This window comes from Planococcus sp. TJ-307, assembly GCF_058268435.1.
Genome location: NZ_JBZDOJ010000004.1, coordinates 378,251 through 394,297, shown reverse-complemented (window position 1 = coordinate 394,297; position 16,047 = coordinate 378,251). Strand labels below are relative to the sequence as shown.

The window sequence follows — 16,047 nt, the reverse complement described above, 5'->3', positions numbered from 1 at the left end:
CTCCAATGGTTCCGCTCGACTTGCATGTATTAGGCACGCCGCCAGCGTTCGTCCTGAGCCAGGATCAAACTCTCCATTATAGAGTAGTATTGATTGCTCAAATACTTGCTGGCGTTTCGCGGTCTGAAAAGACGCGCGATTCGCTCGTGATCTGCATAACGCTGATCAGTAGTTTTGCGCGGGCCGTTTTGCGCGACCGTTGCGTTTTGTTGACGTTTTGCTGTTCAGTTTTCAAGGTTCAAGTTTAAAATTTGGAGCGGGTGGGGGGAATCGAACCCCCATCATCAGCTTGGAAGGCTGAGGTTTTACCACTAAACTACACCCGCGTTATTATAAAGAAAAATATGGTGCGCCCGAGAGGACTCGAACCTCTAACCGCTTGATTCGTAGTCAAGTACTCTATCCAATTGAGCTACGGGCGCGTTCGAGAGATAATGGTGCGGCCGAGAAGAGTCGAACTTCCACGGGATTTCTCCCACTAGGCCCTCAACCTAGCGCGTCTGCCATTCCGCCACGACCGCATTGAGTTATTTTTAAGGACAAACTCTATTATACTACTTAATCACTTCAATGTCAATGAAAAATTCTAATTCGTCGCCGTTGCGTTTCAACTGAATAATGGCTGGGGTACCTGGATTCGAACCAGGGCATGACGGGATCAAAACCCGTTGCCTTACCGCTTGGCTATACCCCAATAAAAAATGGCGGTCCCGACCGGGATCGAACCGGCGATCTCCTGCGTGACAGGCAGGCATGTTAACCGCTACACCACGGGACCATTTGGTTGCGGGGGCAGGATTTGAACCTGCGACCTTTGGGTTATGAGCCCAACGAGCTACCGAACTGCTCCACCCCGCGACAATAATATAGATGATAGTTTCTTATAATCATTTCAACTGCATCAGCAATCATTTCACTTCGCAACTTTAGCTTCCGTGTTTTTTGCCGTATACTTGTTTGCCTTGTGTACAAGTGTAACACACAAGTTATTCAAATATAACTTTTCAGATTAGTTGCTGTTTGTAAGATGGTGACCCCTACGGGATTCGAACCCGTGTTACCGCCGTGAAAGGGCGGTGTCTTAACCGCTTGACCAAGGGGCCGTGAATGGCTCCGAAGGTAGGACTCGAACCTACGACCATCGCATTAACAGTGCGGTGCTCTACCACTGAGCTACTTCGGAATAATGTTTAAGTACTTGTCGACTTTTTCTATTATAAAGAGACCTGAGACAATCGTCAATACCTTTTTCATTTATATTTATTATTCTCTGTTTCTTACTAAAACAAAGGAACAGAATAGCAATCAAAAAGGATGCCCATCCTACGGACATCCTTTTTCTATTGAAAATGTTATTGTGCTGCCAGCTTTCCTGAACAGCGCCCACATCTATAACGCTCTGTATTCATTCGGATCTTGCGTGTGTAATTTGTTTTGCATGCCACGCACTGGTAAACATATGATTTTGTGGAACGCTGCTTTGCTTTGTTTTCGAGCATGGAACAAAAGCGCGGTGACCCTGTTCTCTTCAACAATTCTCTGAAATCCTGATCCCGGTGCTTGTATCCTCTTCCTTCTATATGAAGGTGATAATGGCATAGTTCATGTTTAATAATGCCTTCAAGTTCGGCATAGCCAAACTTTTCATAAGAGCTTGGGTTGATTTCGATATTGTGGGAACGCAGCAAGTATCTGCCTCCTGTCGTCCGAAGCCTGGAATTGAAAACACCTTCATGCTTGAATGCCTTCTGAAAGTTTGTCCATGAAATCTCTTTGATTAGTCCAGTCAGTTCTTCGTTGGTCATGTTAACTCCCCTATGTTCCGTGTTAAAGGGTCTGCTCTTTCGGCTGCAGCATCGTCAAAGCAATGCGCCCTTTGTCTTTTTCTACTTTTTCCACCCAGGCGGTAACAATATCTCCAACTGCCACTACTTCCAGCGGATGCTTTACAAAGCCTTTCTTCAATTTCGAGATATGAACCAGTCCATCCTGTTTTACCCCAATATCCACAAACGCACCAAAGTCCACAACGTTGCGGACAGTCCCTTGCACTTCCATGCCCGGCAGCAAATCTTCCATTTTCAAAATGTCATTTTTCAATAATGGCTGCGGGAATTCGTCACGCGGATCACGGAATGGTTTTTTTAAGGCGTCTACGATATCTTTCAACGTAATTTCCCCTACATCCCATTTTCCGCTTAACTCTGGCAATTCAAGCGCTTCGAGCTTTTCAGAGATCCCTGCTTTCCCAACAGATTTCTTGTCTTCTCCAACCAAGTTCAACAACTTTTCTGCGATGTCGTAGCTCTCCGGATGGATGCCGGTTGCGTCCAACGGATTCTTGCCTTCTGGAATCCGCAGAAATCCGATTGCCTGTTCATAGGTTTTTGCACCTAAGCGTGGAATTTTTTTCAGCTGAACACGTGATGTAAAGCGGCCGTTTTCATCCCGCACTTTGATGACATTTTCCGCTACAGTTTTGCTTAATCCAGCTACGTATTGCAACAGCGAGGAGGACGCCGAATTGACGTTGACGCCGACTTGGTTAACAGCGGTCTCTACAACAAAGGTCAATTGATCTGCCAACTTCTTTTGTGAGACGTCGTGCTGATACTGTCCAACACCGACTGCTTTTGGATCGATTTTCACCAATTCCGATAGCGGGTCCTGTAGACGGCGTGCAATCGATGCCGCACTGCGCTCTTCAACTTTCAAATCAGGAAACTCGGCACGGGCGATGTCAGATGCCGAATACACACTGGCACCTGCTTCGTTGACAATGACATACGATATGTCAGCCGACGTTTCTGAAAGAAAATCTGCCACAAACTGCTCGGTCTCGCGTGATGCGGTACCATTTCCGATTGCCATAATTTCAATCGGGTACTTCGCAGTTAAACGCTCCATGATTTTTTTTGATCCTGCTTGGTCTGATTTTGGCGGATGCGGATAAATGACTGCCACTTCCAGCAGCTTGCCTGTCTCATCAATGACCGCCAGTTTACAGCCGGTCCGGTATGCCGGGTCAACACCCAATACCATTTTGTTTTTCATCGGCGGCTGTAACAATAAATTCCGGAGATTTTCCGAGAAAATGTGAATGGCTTGGGTTTCGCCTTTCTCACTCAGTTCGGTCCGAATTTCCCGCTCAACTGATGGTTGGATCAATCGCTTGTAGCTGTCTTCAATCGCTTCTGCTACAGCTTCACTTGCCGCACTCGCCTGCTTCATCCATTTGTTTTTCATCAACGTGACAATGCGATCGGCTGGCGGATTGATGGAAACTTTTAGAACTTCTTCTTTTTCACCACGGTTGATGGCCAAAATTCGGTGTGGGACAATTTTCTGTATGGCTTCTTCGTACTCATAATACATTTGAAAGACTTGCTTCTCATCTTCGTGGTTTTTCTTGGCGACGGTGGCAATCGTTCCGTCTTTTCGTGTCATGTAACGGATTTTTTCGCGGATATCCGGATCATCTGCAAACAGTTCCGCTAAGATATCCTGCGCTCCTTGAATCGCCTCTTCCGTGGATGCGGCACCTGATTCTTCGTTTACAAATGACTGTGCTTTGTCTGCTAACTTTTCATTGCCAGGCTCCATCAACCAGTCTGCCAGTGGTTGCAGCCCTTTTTCTTTTGCAATGGTTGCTTTGGTCCGGCGCTTTTGCTTGTACGGCCGGTATAAATCTTCGACTCGCTGCAAGACAGTGGCATTGTGAATCGCCTTCTCCAGTTCGTCCGTCAGTTTTTCCTGTTCCGAGATGGAACGGATCACGTCTATTTTTCGCTGTTCTAAATTCTGAATGTATGTATATCGGTCATCGATTGCTTTGATTTGGACTTCGTCTAAAGAGCCCGTTGCTTCTTTTCGGTAACGCGCGATAAAAGGCACCGTGTTGCCATCTTCAATCAAGGCAATCACTTGTGCGACTTGGTTATTGCGTACGCCCGTTTCTTTTGCGATTAATGTATGAATCTGTTGCATTTCCATCTGGACACTTCCCTTCAGTTCTTTTTCATTTTAACACATTCGCAAAAGGAGACGCGCGTCACAACCAAGCTGTACAGGAGTCCCCGAACAATCTCAACAGGTGCTGGACATGAAAAAAGAAGCCTGCTCATTTGAGAAGGCTTCCTGTTATGAATGTTGCATCGTCACCCGTTTCAATGGATGTCAGAATGTCACGATATAATTGCTCTGGCAGTCCGGCTTTGCGCATCATGGCTTTTGGATTTCTTAGATCTACGCCATCGGAATGCATCAAGAACAAATCGTCCTCCACGTATGTGTAAAGCTGTGTCCGTAATTTTTGCGGACGCCCTGACAAATACCCCATCACCGGCAACGGGTAAATGATTTCATCTGTCGCTTTGCGGTACACATAAAATCGGATATTGCCAACGCAGCTGTATTCAAGTGTTTTTTCCTTGAAATCAACTTTAAAAATAGCAACAGCAGCACCGCGCTTTTGGAGCATTAATCCATTAAAACGAAACATTAATTGATCAATGGTTTCATGGTGAAATTCCCGTAAGATTTGAGGAATGACTTGAGACGACTCCCGCGCAATTGGACCACTGCCTAATCCATCAGCTACAGAGCAAATAAAATAATCTTCCGTCAACACGGTATGGTAGCTGTCGCCGGATTCATAATTCCCTTTTTTTGCTTCATTGAAAATATAAGCATCTACAAAACTATGCTGAATCTTTTCCACTACGAAACTCCGCCGGCTGCTAATATAGCTTCCTGAAGTTTTTTAATGGCTTTTCTTTGCAGACGGGATACGTGCATTTGAGAAATGCCAAGCTTATCGCCAGCTTCTTTTTGGCTCAACTGCTCTATGTAGGTGAACTGGATGATTTGCTTTTCCCGTTCAGAAAGCACGCTCATCGCTTCAGCTACAAGCATCCGCTGATCCGCTTTCTCGTATCCGTCGTCTTCCTGGCCGACTACATCAAACAATGTTACGGTACTGCCATCTGAATCTGCCTCCAAAGAGTGGTCCATTGAAAGTGCCTGATAGCTTTTGCCCATTTCCATTGCTTCCAATACGTCGTCTTCTTCAACATCCAGGTATTCGGCAATTTCCCATACTTGCGGCGAACGCTGCAGCTCTGTGGTCAGCACTTCGACCGTCGCTTTAATACGGGGACCCAATTCCTTTATGCGCCGCGGAACATGGATTGCCCATGTCTTGTCACGCAAAAAGCGTTTGATTTCGCCGATAATCGTAGGCACAGCAAAAGCCTCAAAGCTACGGCCAAATGAAGGATCGTAACGTCTGATAGCTCCTAAAAGTCCCAGCATGCCCACTTGCGCAATATCTTCATGATAAGATTTACCATTCGAATATTTACGTGCAATGGATTCGACAAGACGCTTATAATTCAACACTAAATTTGTTTGGGCCTCTTCATCTTCTGTCTTTTGATAAGCTTCAATCCACTCAAGCACCTGCTCTTTAGTAGGCTGATTAGGATGAGACTGTTTCGACATCCTTCTCCACCTGCTCTCCTTCAACATGCTTTGTCATGAAGATTGTTACTCCTTCTTGATGATGAACTTTGACTTCGTCCATTAATGTTTCAATCAAATACAAGCCGAGACCTCCTTCACGAAGAAAAGCACCTTCTTCTTGATCGTGATACGGACCCACTTTTGCCTTTGTTTCTTCGAAATTAAAGCTTTGGCCATGATCCGCTACCATAATTTCAATCTTGTCTTCATAAAGGGCGCAGCCGATGACAACTTCGCCTTCCTCGCCTTCTGTGTAAGCATGTTGGACCGCATTGGTCACAGCCTCGCTTGAAGCGATTTTCAAGTCCTCTATATCATCAAACGAAAAACCGATACGGCTGGCTAAACCTGAAATAGTCAGTCTTGCAACCCCGACATACTGGGATTTTGCAGGAACTCTCATTTCCACATAATCGAAAGGACGCATGTTAGTTACCACCCTTCCCGACAGATTCGATATCCATAATATCGCCTAAACCTGTAATATCGAACAGTCGTTTTAGTCGTGCAGAGAGTCCTTTTAACTTTACATGGCCGCCATTTGCATTGACCGATTTATAAAAAGCCACAAAAACTCCCAATCCTGTGCTATCCATATAGTTAACGTCGGAAAGATCCAACTCTGCTTTCAATCCTTGATGATTTTGGTAAGCTTCTAATTTTTCACGTAGGACCGGTGCAGTATGTGCATCGATTTCCCCGCGGATAAATCCGTCTAAGATATTGTTTTCTTCAGTTAAGTCCACTTGAATATTCATTGTGATTCGACACCCCGTTTTTTAAAATTCAATCCGTTCATAAAAAGCTATTCTAAGCCTCTATACCACAAATTGCCTATGCCTAAACCTTGTCTACACTTTTTTATAAATCACCAATGTGAAGTCATCCTGAAACTGAGCGCTTTGCATGCGTTCGAGTTCATCGTAGACATACTGAACAATCATTTGTGCGGATTCTTTTTTCTTTCGTTCAATCAATTCATAAATAACTTCACGCTCAATAAAGCCTTCATCGTTGCGGCCTTCTGTTACGCCATCCGTCATCATAATGACAAGATCGCCTTTTTCCAAATCCACTGTATGTTCTTCATAGACGGCTGCCGGAGAAACACCAAGCAATAATCCTCTGGCATTTAACTCGACAAATTCCTCGTCTTTGGCGCGGTAAAGAATCGCTGGTTCATGCCCTGCAGAACCATAAGTCAAGCGCGCCTTCTTAGCATCATAGTTGCTGTAGAACATCGAGACGAACATCGAATCATCCACACTTTTTTCAACAATCCGGTTGATGACGCCCAGAACGTCTTTCGGTAATGCATACGCACTGTTTAAACTGTCCATCCCGAATTTGATCATGGACATGCAAAGAGCAGCTGGCAAGCCTTTACCAATAACATCCGCCACTGCCACTCCAGCATAGCCGTCATGGTCACTGACAAAGTAAATGTAATCTCCGTTCATTTTGCGCGCAGGAATAGAAAGAAGGCCAATTTCCAGACCTTCCAGTACAGGCAATTTGGTTTTCAGCAACGTTTCCTGAACATTTGCTGCAAGATCCATTTCCACTTTCAGTTCTTCCTGCTGTTTCAGTAGGCTTTGCCGTTCCTGAAGCGCCAACCCATAGTTAATCATCATTTCAATTAAAAAATCAAAAGAGTGCCATACAACATCCGGCAATTCACCGTAAAGCTCTTGAATTGCCGCCTTGTGCATGCTGATGACTTCTTCGGGTGCAATATTCTCCAGAATAAGCTGGCGGCTGAAATTTTGGCCGACATATAAATTTTGCTCTGTCTGTTTTTTTGTGTATTCTTTTAAAATTTCTTTGTATTGAACCTCAATTTCTTGAGACATTAGGCGTTCCCCCTAACGAAGCCACTTTGTAGCTCTTATATCTGTACCTTCGCCTAAAATTGTTTCGATTTTGAAATCATCCATTAACCGCTTAACGCCAGGCAATCCTGCTCCTAATCCGCCGGAAGTCGTAAAACCATCTTCCATTACTTTGCGGATATCCGGGATTCCAGGGCCGCTGTCTGCAGCAATGATCAAAATCCCTTTCATGCCATTTTCGGTTAATTGCTGAATTTCAATTCGGCCTTTACCGGCATATAAATAAATATTGCGAGCAAGCTCGCTGATGGCCGTCGTAATGCGGGCCTGGTCAACTGTGCCAAAGCCAAGCTCTTTCGCTACATTGCGTCCGAGTTGTCTTGCAGCAACAATATCCCATTCTGTCAAAATTTCCACCGAGGACTGGTCGCTCATTTTTAAGCCTCCAATTCCAATTGAAGTTTATCCAAACCATTTTCTAAATCTAGTGCTGTCATAACATCTTCAAGTCGAATTCCTAACTCGATCAAAGTGATAGCAACTGCTGGCTGGATACCGGTAATGACTACTCTGGCCCCCATCAGGCTTGACATACTGATGACGTCTCCCAGAACTTTCGCGATAAATGAGTCGATGAAGTCAATGGACGTCAAATCGATTACGACGCCCCGCGCACTTGTTTCATGCAGCTTTGTTAATAAGTCCTCTTGAAACTGAAGAGCTGTCTGATCATCAAGTTCCCATTGAATCGAAACAATTAATGTATCTCGTAACTTTAAAATTGGAATTCTAAAATTCATTAGTCTTCAACCTCCACAATTTTTCGGTTTGTCCAAGCCAGCGCCTGTTCCACGCCCCGCTGCAATGTGCTTGTTGTCGTAAAGTCATTTAAATTGATTCCAAGCGTCACGATGGTCTGTGCAATTTCGGGACGAATCCCAACTAACATACATTTTGCTCCGACCAGGCGAACAGCGTCTGCGGCCTGAATAATGTGATGAGCAACCATTGTGTCGACTACAGGAACGCCGGTAATATCAAGCAGCACCACTTCTGCACGATGCTTCACAACACCTTCCAGCAAATTCTCCATAATCAATTTTGCGCGCTCTGTATCGATTGTTCCGACTAATGGCATAACGGATACTTTTTCAAAAACGGGAATAAGCGAAGCGGAAAGTTCCTGCAACGCAATTTTTTGCAAGCTGACTGTGCGTTCCCACGTTTTAGAATACGCTTGGATGGTGCTTTCGCGAATCGGTGAAATCCAATTGCTGAACTCTTTCACGTAAGCGGCAATATTGCCTTCATGTATTATTTCTTCCTTGCTCATATTGTCATAAATAATTTCAGCAAAATGAGTGATTGCTTTTGTCACGAATGTAATCGACCACCCGAGACGAACCACCTTTTCTGCGAAGTCGTTTAATCGGCTTTCGTAAGCTTGATGGCTTTCGAGTAAATGTGAAATCATCAACTCCGCAAACTCATGACTTGTTTGATTCATCAGTTCTTCAGGCATCATTTGGAAAGAACGTTCGTTTTCCTCTTCTTTCATTTTTTGCTGCCATTGCGAAATGATTTCGGTTAAATTGCCCTGTATATATTGAGCCATCTGTTTATTCATACTGGTAAAAAACCCTCCCTGTGACACTATGTATCTCAAATTTTATCTGCTACTCTTTATTGTATCGGAAATTCGTTTTTTTCACATCTTTTTTGTCGGCAAGCCCATTTACTGGAAAAAAGGCGCCTCGAGAAAAATTCTCGAAGCGCCTTTAATGGAGTATGTATGCTTAAAATTTTACGAGACCCACGCTGATTTCCAATGCTTCATCTACTTTTTCCATCAGTGTATCGTCAAGTTGGGTGATTTTATCGGTTAGCCGCGACTTATCAATGGTCCGCAATTGTTCAAGCAGAATAACTGAATCACGCTCAAAGCCATATTTTTTGGCGTTAATCTCTACGTGAGTCGGCAATTTGGCTTTTTGAATCTGTGCTGTAATTGCAGCAATGATGACAGTGGGACTGAAACGATTCCCTATATCGTTTTGAATCACCAGGACAGGGCGGGTCCCACCTTGCTCAGACCCGACGACCGGTGATAGTTCTGCAAAAAAAACATCCCCGCGTTTTACAATCAAGTTGTCACCCTCCGCTTACGAGTCGCACTGTCGTGTGCTCCGCTTCGTACTCAGCGTGAGAACATTCACAAGCAATCGATAGATTGATTTGTGACATCTCCACGTAGCCCTTGATCATCGCTTCCCGAATATGATATGAGTCGTACAGATTCTTAGTCACTCGATGCGTGGAAACGTAAATAAAATCTCCACTTTCTTGAACACGTTCATCTGAATGAGTTGTCAACTCCGAAATAAATTGTTTTGGCAATTTTACAACCACTTCTTTTGTCTTTGACTTCTCGTACACAGCCGACACCTCCGAAAATCCCGTTCTTCTGTCTTTATCTTTCTTATCTTAACATTGTATCAGGCTCCTGAAAAGGCAAATCGGCAACTTTGGTGCTGTCCGAGTAAACCCGTGGCACCCTTTTTGTTAAAATACAAGGGATTTCATAAGGGATGGTTTCCAGTCTGCGCGCCCATTCATCGATGAAAATTCGCTGCCCGCCCTGACTGCCGATCAACTGGACTTTTTCTCCAACCGGTAATTTTTCAGAAAGACGAACCATGCACTGATCCATGCAAATTCGGCCAACGATTGGCATGCGCCGTCCTTTTATCAGGACATCTTGTCCCTGCAGCCCACGAAGCATGCCATCCGCATAACCAATTGGCAATGTCGCAATCCACTCATCCTGCTCAGCGCGATAAGTTGCTCCATAACTGAGACCTTCTCCAGCCTTTACTTTTTTCACATGAACAATTTCTGTTTCCAGGCTGAGCGCAGGATGCAATTCAAATCCCATTGCCTCTCCTACGTAAGGAGAAGGAGCAATGCCATACAACGAAATTCCAACACGAACCGCGTCACATGACAACTCCGGATTCATGGCCGAAGCTGCACTATTGGATACATGAACCATAACAGAAAGATCGTCTAATTGATCGATCACTTTATTCATTGCGCGCACCTGTTCCAGGAATAGCGGGGAATCCTGCTCATCCGCCGTGGCAAAATGTGTGAAGATCCCTTTAAAGTCAAAATCGTGGCCAGCAATAAAACCAAGAGCCTCGTTCACTTCTTCCAACTGAACACCAATGCGCCGCATTCCGGTATCTACTTTCAAATGAATCTTCAACTTATTCAATTCAGCCGACAAGTGAGCCGCTGCCATCGACAGCCACTCCAAAGAAACCGCAGTAACAATAATATTGCGCTGCTGCGCGACCGGCAAAAACCTCGCCGGGGTTGCTCCCATTACAAGCAGTTCTGTTTCGATGCCTTCGTTTCGAAGAAAAAGCGCTTCATCCGGTGTTGCAACAGCCAGCATGCTCACGCCACTTTCGATTGCTGTCTTGGCAACTGCCAAAACTCCATGACCATATGCATCGGCTTTTACGACTGCGATCACTTGAGCATTGCCGCTTTGCTGTTGAAACGCTATTAAATTCTTTTTGATCGCACCTAAATCAATGACCGCTTTTGTCGGCCGGTATTGTTCTGTCATCGTCACACCGCCCAGTTAATTTGTTTGTATCAGAACTTGCGCTGCCGCAAATTCTTTTGAATGAGTAATGGATACTAGACCCATTTCGATATTCCGGAAATAAACAGACGGTTTGCCTTTGGCATCTTTCCTGATTTCAATATCTTGAAAAGAACATTCACCGCCGATTCCCGTACCATTTGCTTTTGAGAACGCTTCTTTTGCTGCAAAACGGCCCGCTAAAAACTCAATTTTTCGATTTGCTGTTAATTGGTTGTACTCATCTTGCTCGTATTCGGTTAAAATGCGCTCCCGAAATTTTGGGGATTTAGTATCTAATCGCCGGATTCGTGACAATTCAACGACATCCAATCCGATTCCTGTAATCATAAATGTTTCTCCTTTCAATCGCAAACAGGTAACAGGTATAATTAAAGATATGAAATAGAGGTGACAAAATGTTTATTCGTACAGAAAGCTTTAAGCAATACTTGCGTATGTATCCGGTCGTTTCCACCTTGATCGCCCTTAACTTATTGGTTTATCTCTTGGGATTGCTGCCATTATTGGGGGATTGGATTTATTTTTATGGTCTCGGCTCCAACTTTTACATTGCAGAAGGTCAATGGTGGCGCTTCTTTACCCCAATTTTCCTGCATGGCGGATTGATGCATTTGCTGTTTAATATGTTTTCCTTGTTCCTATTCGGACCAGAATTGGAGCGCTTAACCGGTAAAGTTCGCTTTATCACGATTTACCTGCTGGCAGGATTGTTTGCTTCGGCAGCTACTTACTTCTTGCAGCCGCTCGATTATGCTCACGTCGGAGCCAGTGGCGCTATTTTCGGTGTTTTTGGAGCATTCGGTGCATTGGTGTATTACGGAGGACGTGCTTTGCCGCAACTCAAACAAATTATACTCCCAATTATCGTCATTAGTATAGTGATGACTTTCTTGACACCTAACGTCAATGTCACCGCTCATATCGCCGGAATGATTACAGGGTTTTTGATCGGACTCAGTTATTTCCATCCAAAACGAATTGTCAGTTGGCGAGCTAAAAAATAAGAACAGCCGGAATGAATTATTCCGGCTGCTTTTTTTTGGAAATATAATGGTTTAATTTTCAAAGTTTTTGGTTCCAGATGGTTCATACCAGGCCAAAATTCGGCTCGCGTCATCTTTCTCCATGTGCGGAGTGGACGCAGTGGCTCCCATCATACCGGATTTGATTGTCGAATTGATGGAAGCGAGCCCTCTCCGGCGCTGAAAATAGCTTTGCGTCACTTGAACGACTTGCACACGTTTTTTCAGCATGAAGTAACGGTGTTTGCTGATTCCTCTGAATTGCATGGTCAGTTGTTTTTCGCCAAGTGCATAACCTGCTGTCCGGTGCTGCCAAACTCCAATAGCCACAACAAACGGCACGAGAATCAGCGCTAACAGACCGTACGGATAGAAAAAATACCCAACCACCGCTAATACTGGCGATAGCCAAAGCAAGTCCAGTCGGTAGAAAAAGTGAACACTGCGCTTTGGTGCCTTATTCAATTCAGGCGCCCATTCGAGTTCCGGAAACAAATCAGCCAGTATGGGGATCATCCGCTCTGCTTTGACCAGAGGAAACAAGCGGATTTTTTCATCCTTATCTCCAATTGAACCTCCTGCACTTTCAACAAGGACCGTTGCATACCCAAAAATTTCACGCAGCGGATTTTGGCTTACTTTAATCCCTTGCACGCGCTTTAATGGCACAGATACTTTCTTTTTTTCCAGTAATCCTCTCGTAATGTAGATATGGTCTTCATCCCGCTGAATGGTGAATTGGTAGTTTGCTACGATGGTCATCACAACCGAAATAATCCACGCAATCAACAAGACAATAAAGATTGTCAGTACTACAATCAATGCCCCAAAACGCAAAAACAGCATAACTTCCTCGTAAATGGCATCATACGGAATCAGTTCTGAAAACTGCGACAGGAAAAGCGCAACCGCCGAAATCACCACTCCGATCCCACCAGAAGTTGTAGCAAGAATCAACAACTCTTTCATGGACATGGTGTAAAGCACTTTTGTTTCTTTTTTAGCCGGAGTCGGTGCTTCTACGTATTCCACCGGTCCCATCACTGGAAGGTCGTCTTCTGGAAGCCGGTATTTTGCCTTTTCCATTTCGTTTTCGATTCGGTCTGCATCTTCTCGGGATATGGCTGTCAACTCAGCCTCGGCCTGTCCTGCTTTGCCAGAACCTCCTGTTTCCACTTTCACTTTTACCAAGCCAAGTGGACGATGGAAGATGCCTTCTGTGTAATTCAGGCTTTGGATCCGGTCAAAAGGAATATACCTCTTTTTCTTCACAAAAAGACCGTACTCAATGCGCAGCTCTCCATCTTCAAACCAGTAAACAAAACGTTTCCACTTAATGATTCCAGCAACCAGCAGGAAAATCAGCGCCACGCTGCTCACGATAAGAGGAATCAAGCCCTGCCACCCTTGGTTAAACATCGAGCTAATGCCGCCGTCTCTAAATATATTGACACCAAAAACGATGACAAACGGAACGATTAATTCTTTCAGACCTTTAATAAAATTTAAAAACGCAGAAATGGGATGCAGCTTATAACGTTCTTCATACATCGTCTTCCGCCACCCTTGCCAATACAGAGATTCTCGCTCTTAATTCATCCGCTTCTGCCGTGACCAATGCGGGAATGGTATGTGTCGTTGCAGCAGTGGAAATGGAGATCTCAGCCAAGTCATACTTTCGCAAAATCGGTCCCTGTTCAGTGTCCACATGCTGCACCCGGACCATTGGCACCAATGTTCGAGTTACGACAAACAAGCCGTGCTGCAATTCGATTTCTTGTTCTCTTACTTCATAGCGCCAGCGTTGCCAGCGAATTTTGGGAAACCAGTAAATCAGCAAAAAGCCCAGCAGCACAATAATTGCGCCATAAACAGCATACAGCCATTGCGGCCAGTCGAAGAAATACGTTAATACCCCAGCTCCAATTGCGATCAGTGCGATTACTGCAGTTTCCATGCTGCCGTATACACGCCAAACAGTTAAGCCTTTACGTGAAATTTGATTTTTTGGTTGGTTGTCCATTTGCTTCTCTCCAATCGCTTTCCTATCCATTATACGATTTGCTCATCGTTACGTTTCATTCAATTGTAACTGATATCCGGACAGCAAAAAAGGATGGATGCAAACAGTTTCCTGTTTGCATCCATCCTCGAGTTGATCGGTATTAAGATTCGCTGCGGCGAGTTGTACGTCCTGGACGTCCGCCGCCAGTTCCACTTCCGCCTTCACGGCGTCGGCTTGCGCCTGAGCTCGCTCCACGGCTTGATGAAGATGGACGAGATGAGCTTGAAGAGCGATTGCCTTTATAGCCGCCGCCTCCGCCACTGCGTCCGCTTCCGCCTTTACCTTTGTATCCGCCGCCTCCGCGTGATGGCAAAGGACGTTCTTCAGAGATAGAGACTGGAACATCTTCCGGTTCTTTAGTCATTGTTTTAAGAGCTGCTGCAATCAAGTCAACTGCTTCGTGTTTTTCCAACATTTGAGTTGCAAATTCACGGTAGTCGCCAAGATTGTTTTTCTCAGTCATTTCAACTAATTGCTCCATAGCAACGCGTTTTTGGCCAAGTACAGCCTCATCAGCAGTTGGAGGAACTAAAGCTTCCATTTTTTTCTTAGTTGTGCGCTCAACGATGCCCAAGTAGCCCATTTCACGTGGTGTTACAAACGTGACTGCGACTCCTTTTTTACCTGCACGGCCAGTACGGCCAATACGGTGAACATAGCTTTCAGGATCTTGAGGAATATCAAAGTTGTATACGTGTGATACGCCTGAGATGTCAAGTCCACGAGCTGCTACATCTGTTGCAACCAAGATATCGATTTTGCCTGCTTTGAACTGCTTCAAAACGGACATGCGTTTTGCTTGGCTTAAATCGCCATGAATTCCTTCAGCCAAATAGCCGCGGATATTCAAAGCTTTTGCTAATTCGTCAACCCGGCGTTTTGTACGTCCAAAAATGATCGCAAGTTCAGGCTGTTGAATATTCAAAAGACGTGAAAGAATGTCGAATTTTTCGCGTTCTACTGATTTAACATAGAATTGCTCAATGTTTTCAACAGTCATTTCTTTTGATTTGATTTTAACGATTTCAGGAGTCTTCATGAATTTCTCTGCAATGCGGCGGATTGCATCCGGCATAGTTGCTGAGAACAACAATGTCTGGCGAGTGTCAGGAACACTTGACATAATTGTTTGAATGTCTTCGATAAAGCCCATGTTCAACATTTCGTCTGCTTCGTCAAGGATCAATGTGTTTACGTTGTCCAATTTAAGAGTACGGCGGTTGATATGGTCTAATAGACGTCCTGGAGTACCAACGATAATTTGCGGGCGGTTTTTAAGTGCACGGATTTGTCGGCTAATTTCTTGGCCGCCGTATACTGAAAGAATACGCACGTTTTTATCTTGGCCCAATCTGTAAAGTTCTTCAGAAACCTGGATAGCCAATTCGCGTGTTGGTGCGATGATCAATCCTTGAACATTACCGTCTTTAGTGTCGATTTTTTCAATCAAAGGAATACCAAAAGCGGTTGTTTTACCAGTACCCGTTTGTGCTTGTCCGATGATGTCCTTGCCTTCCATTCCAAGACGGATTGTTCCCTCTTGAATTGGTGTTGCTTCTTCAAACCCCATGCGTTTTACGGACTTTAAAGTTGTTTCGCTAATATTTAACTCTGAAAATTTTACCAAATTTTTTCAATCTCCTTTTGTCTTCATCTGATTTACAAATGGTGTACATTTTAGATGAATAGTGACAAGGGCGAGCCTTTATGAGGAAGTTTCACGTCGAAAATCATACTCTGTAGTTTTAAGTCAGAGGGGATGTGTGAACAGGAAAAGCTCGGGCTTTGCCGAGCGGTCTGAACGACGGGCAGTTACTACCCTATCTATAGAACAAACCGTTTTGCTCAAAAAAATACTCTTCACAGGGAAGAGTGTTTCAAAAATGTATCCATTGCTTTCAAAAGAATACCACGTTTTTTTATCAT

Annotated in this window: 18 protein-coding genes, 8 tRNA genes and 1 rRNA gene; 1 reads left to right on the top strand and 26 read right to left on the bottom strand. The window is 44.5% G+C overall.

Annotated elements, in window-relative coordinates; all coding sequences use genetic code 11:
* The 23 genes from AC4EHK_RS15930 to acpS all read right to left on the bottom strand — a co-directional run.
* Positions 1-80, bottom strand: a 16S ribosomal RNA gene (locus AC4EHK_RS15930); the annotation flags it as partial.
* A 172-nt stretch (positions 81-252) separates the two neighbouring features.
* Positions 253-326, bottom strand: a tRNA-Gly gene (locus AC4EHK_RS15925).
* Between the two features lie 19 nt (positions 327-345).
* Positions 346-422 (bottom strand) — tRNA-Arg (locus AC4EHK_RS15920).
* Between the two features lie 13 nt (positions 423-435).
* Positions 436-521 (bottom strand) — tRNA-Leu (locus AC4EHK_RS15915).
* Positions 522-619: 98 nt separating this feature from the next.
* Positions 620-694 (bottom strand) — tRNA-Gln (locus AC4EHK_RS15910).
* A gap of 8 nt (positions 695-702) precedes the next feature.
* Positions 703-778 (bottom strand) — tRNA-Asp (locus AC4EHK_RS15905).
* A 3-nt stretch (positions 779-781) separates the two neighbouring features.
* Positions 782-858 (bottom strand) — tRNA-Met (locus tag AC4EHK_RS15900).
* 170 nt (positions 859-1,028) lie between these two features.
* A tRNA-Glu gene (locus AC4EHK_RS15895) sits at positions 1,029-1,103 on the bottom strand.
* Between the two features lie 5 nt (positions 1,104-1,108).
* Positions 1,109-1,183, bottom strand: a tRNA-Asn gene (locus tag AC4EHK_RS15890).
* 169 nt (positions 1,184-1,352) lie between these two features.
* Complete coding sequence (locus tag AC4EHK_RS15885; protein ID WP_490979762.1) at positions 1,353-1,805, bottom strand: SprT family protein; 453 nt, start codon at positions 1,803-1,805, stop codon at positions 1,353-1,355.
* 22 nt (positions 1,806-1,827) lie between these two features.
* Positions 1,828-3,993: a Tex family protein gene (locus AC4EHK_RS15880; RefSeq protein ID WP_490979761.1), complete on the bottom strand. Its 2,166-nt coding sequence runs from the start codon at positions 3,991-3,993 to the stop codon at positions 1,828-1,830.
* Positions 3,994-4,120: 127 nt separating this feature from the next.
* Positions 4,121-4,720: a PP2C family serine/threonine-protein phosphatase gene (locus tag AC4EHK_RS15875; RefSeq protein WP_490979760.1), complete on the bottom strand. Its 600-nt coding sequence runs from the start codon at positions 4,718-4,720 to the stop codon at positions 4,121-4,123.
* Positions 4,720-5,502, bottom strand: coding sequence for an RNA polymerase sigma factor SigB (gene sigB, locus AC4EHK_RS15870; protein WP_490979759.1), 783 nt, complete (start codon positions 5,500-5,502; stop codon positions 4,720-4,722). The genes AC4EHK_RS15875 and sigB overlap by 1 nt, the downstream gene beginning before the upstream one ends.
* Positions 5,480-5,950, bottom strand: coding sequence for an anti-sigma B factor RsbW (gene rsbW / locus AC4EHK_RS15865; protein ID WP_490979758.1), 471 nt, complete (start codon positions 5,948-5,950; stop codon positions 5,480-5,482). The genes sigB and rsbW overlap by 23 nt, the downstream gene beginning before the upstream one ends.
* 1 nt (position 5,951) lies before the next feature.
* Complete coding sequence (locus AC4EHK_RS15860) at positions 5,952-6,281, bottom strand: anti-sigma factor antagonist (RefSeq protein ID WP_490979757.1); 330 nt, start codon at positions 6,279-6,281, stop codon at positions 5,952-5,954.
* Between the two features lie 93 nt (positions 6,282-6,374).
* Complete coding sequence (locus AC4EHK_RS15855) at positions 6,375-7,376, bottom strand: PP2C family protein-serine/threonine phosphatase (RefSeq protein ID WP_490979756.1); 1,002 nt, start codon at positions 7,374-7,376, stop codon at positions 6,375-6,377.
* Positions 7,377-7,388: 12 nt separating this feature from the next.
* On the bottom strand, positions 7,389-7,790 hold the full coding sequence (locus AC4EHK_RS15850) for an anti-sigma regulatory factor (RefSeq protein WP_142827250.1): 402 nt from the start codon (positions 7,788-7,790) through the stop codon (positions 7,389-7,391).
* 2 nt (positions 7,791-7,792) lie between these two features.
* On the bottom strand, positions 7,793-8,155 hold the full coding sequence (locus AC4EHK_RS15845) for an STAS domain-containing protein (protein WP_008432419.1): 363 nt from the start codon (positions 8,153-8,155) through the stop codon (positions 7,793-7,795).
* Positions 8,155-8,982 carry an RsbT co-antagonist protein RsbRA gene (locus AC4EHK_RS15840; RefSeq protein WP_490979755.1) on the bottom strand — a complete coding sequence of 276 codons (828 nt, stop codon included), beginning with the start codon at positions 8,980-8,982 and terminating at the stop codon, positions 8,155-8,157. Before AC4EHK_RS15840 ends, AC4EHK_RS15845 begins: the two co-directional genes overlap by 1 nt.
* A 169-nt stretch (positions 8,983-9,151) precedes the next feature.
* Positions 9,152-9,502 (bottom strand): type II toxin-antitoxin system PemK/MazF family toxin, encoded by a 351-nt coding sequence (locus AC4EHK_RS15835; RefSeq protein WP_008432415.1) that lies wholly within the window; start codon positions 9,500-9,502, stop codon positions 9,152-9,154.
* A 4-nt stretch (positions 9,503-9,506) separates the two neighbouring features.
* Positions 9,507-9,791 (bottom strand): transcriptional regulator, encoded by a 285-nt coding sequence (locus tag AC4EHK_RS15830; RefSeq protein ID WP_490979754.1) that lies wholly within the window; start codon positions 9,789-9,791, stop codon positions 9,507-9,509.
* Positions 9,792-9,834: 43 nt separating this feature from the next.
* The gene (gene alr / locus AC4EHK_RS15825; RefSeq protein WP_490979753.1) at positions 9,835-10,992 is read right to left on the bottom strand and encodes an alanine racemase; all 1,158 of its coding nucleotides are present in this window, start codon (positions 10,990-10,992) and stop codon (positions 9,835-9,837) included.
* Between the two features lie 15 nt (positions 10,993-11,007).
* Complete coding sequence (gene acpS / locus AC4EHK_RS15820) at positions 11,008-11,361, bottom strand: holo-ACP synthase (RefSeq protein ID WP_490979752.1); 354 nt, start codon at positions 11,359-11,361, stop codon at positions 11,008-11,010.
* Between the two features lie 68 nt (positions 11,362-11,429).
* Here acpS and AC4EHK_RS15815 point away from each other — a divergent pair, with 68 nt between their 5' ends.
* Positions 11,430-12,038 carry a rhomboid family intramembrane serine protease gene (locus tag AC4EHK_RS15815; RefSeq protein ID WP_490979751.1) on the top strand — a complete coding sequence of 203 codons (609 nt, stop codon included), beginning with the start codon at positions 11,430-11,432 and terminating at the stop codon, positions 12,036-12,038.
* Between the two features lie 51 nt (positions 12,039-12,089).
* Here AC4EHK_RS15815 and AC4EHK_RS15810 read toward each other — a convergent pair whose 3' ends face one another.
* The 3 genes from AC4EHK_RS15810 to cshA all read right to left on the bottom strand — a co-directional run bounded on the left by AC4EHK_RS15810 (position 12,090) and on the right by cshA (position 15,748).
* Entirely contained in the window at positions 12,090-13,607 is a 1,518-nt protein-coding gene (locus tag AC4EHK_RS15810; protein WP_490979750.1) for a PH domain-containing protein, read from the bottom strand.
* On the bottom strand, positions 13,600-14,079 hold the full coding sequence (locus tag AC4EHK_RS15805; RefSeq protein WP_490979749.1) for a PH domain-containing protein: 480 nt from the start codon (positions 14,077-14,079) through the stop codon (positions 13,600-13,602). The genes AC4EHK_RS15810 and AC4EHK_RS15805 overlap by 8 nt, the downstream gene beginning before the upstream one ends.
* Before the next feature lie 142 nt (positions 14,080-14,221).
* Complete coding sequence (cshA, locus tag AC4EHK_RS15800; protein ID WP_490979748.1) at positions 14,222-15,748, bottom strand: degradosome RNA helicase CshA; 1,527 nt, start codon at positions 15,746-15,748, stop codon at positions 14,222-14,224.
* Positions 15,749-16,047: the final 299 nt, after the last annotated feature.

Bases quoted from the DNA above. Each gene is read 5' to 3' on its own strand.
- AC4EHK_RS15860 (WP_490979757.1), bottom strand. From the start codon at position 6,281: ATGAATATTCAAGTGGACTTAACTGAAGAAAACAATATCTTAGACGGA.
- alr (WP_490979753.1), bottom strand. From the start codon at position 10,992: ATGACAGAACAATACCGGCCGACAAAAGCGGTCATTGATTTAGGTGCG.
- acpS (WP_490979752.1), bottom strand. From the start codon at position 11,361: ATGATTACAGGAATCGGATTGGATGTCGTTGAATTGTCACGAATCCGG.
- AC4EHK_RS15840 (WP_490979755.1), bottom strand. From the start codon at position 8,982: ATGAATAAACAGATGGCTCAATATATACAGGGCAATTTAACCGAAATC.
- sigB (WP_490979759.1), bottom strand. From the start codon at position 5,502: ATGTCGAAACAGTCTCATCCTAATCAGCCTACTAAAGAGCAGGTGCTT.
- rsbW (WP_490979758.1), bottom strand. From the start codon at position 5,950: ATGCGTCCTTTCGATTATGTGGAAATGAGAGTTCCTGCAAAATCCCAG.
- AC4EHK_RS15810 (WP_490979750.1), bottom strand. From the start codon at position 13,607: ATGTATGAAGAACGTTATAAGCTGCATCCCATTTCTGCGTTTTTAAAT.
- AC4EHK_RS15805 (WP_490979749.1), bottom strand. From the start codon at position 14,079: ATGGACAACCAACCAAAAAATCAAATTTCACGTAAAGGCTTAACTGTT.
- AC4EHK_RS15885 (WP_490979762.1), bottom strand. From the start codon at position 1,805: ATGACCAACGAAGAACTGACTGGACTAATCAAAGAGATTTCATGGACA.
- AC4EHK_RS15845 (WP_008432419.1), bottom strand. From the start codon at position 8,155: ATGAATTTTAGAATTCCAATTTTAAAGTTACGAGATACATTAATTGTT.
- AC4EHK_RS15880 (WP_490979761.1), bottom strand. From the start codon at position 3,993: ATGGAAATGCAACAGATTCATACATTAATCGCAAAAGAAACGGGCGTA.
- AC4EHK_RS15855 (WP_490979756.1), bottom strand. From the start codon at position 7,376: ATGTCTCAAGAAATTGAGGTTCAATACAAAGAAATTTTAAAAGAATAC.
- AC4EHK_RS15850 (WP_142827250.1), bottom strand. From the start codon at position 7,790: ATGAGCGACCAGTCCTCGGTGGAAATTTTGACAGAATGGGATATTGTT.
- AC4EHK_RS15815 (WP_490979751.1), top strand. From the start codon at position 11,430: ATGTTTATTCGTACAGAAAGCTTTAAGCAATACTTGCGTATGTATCCG.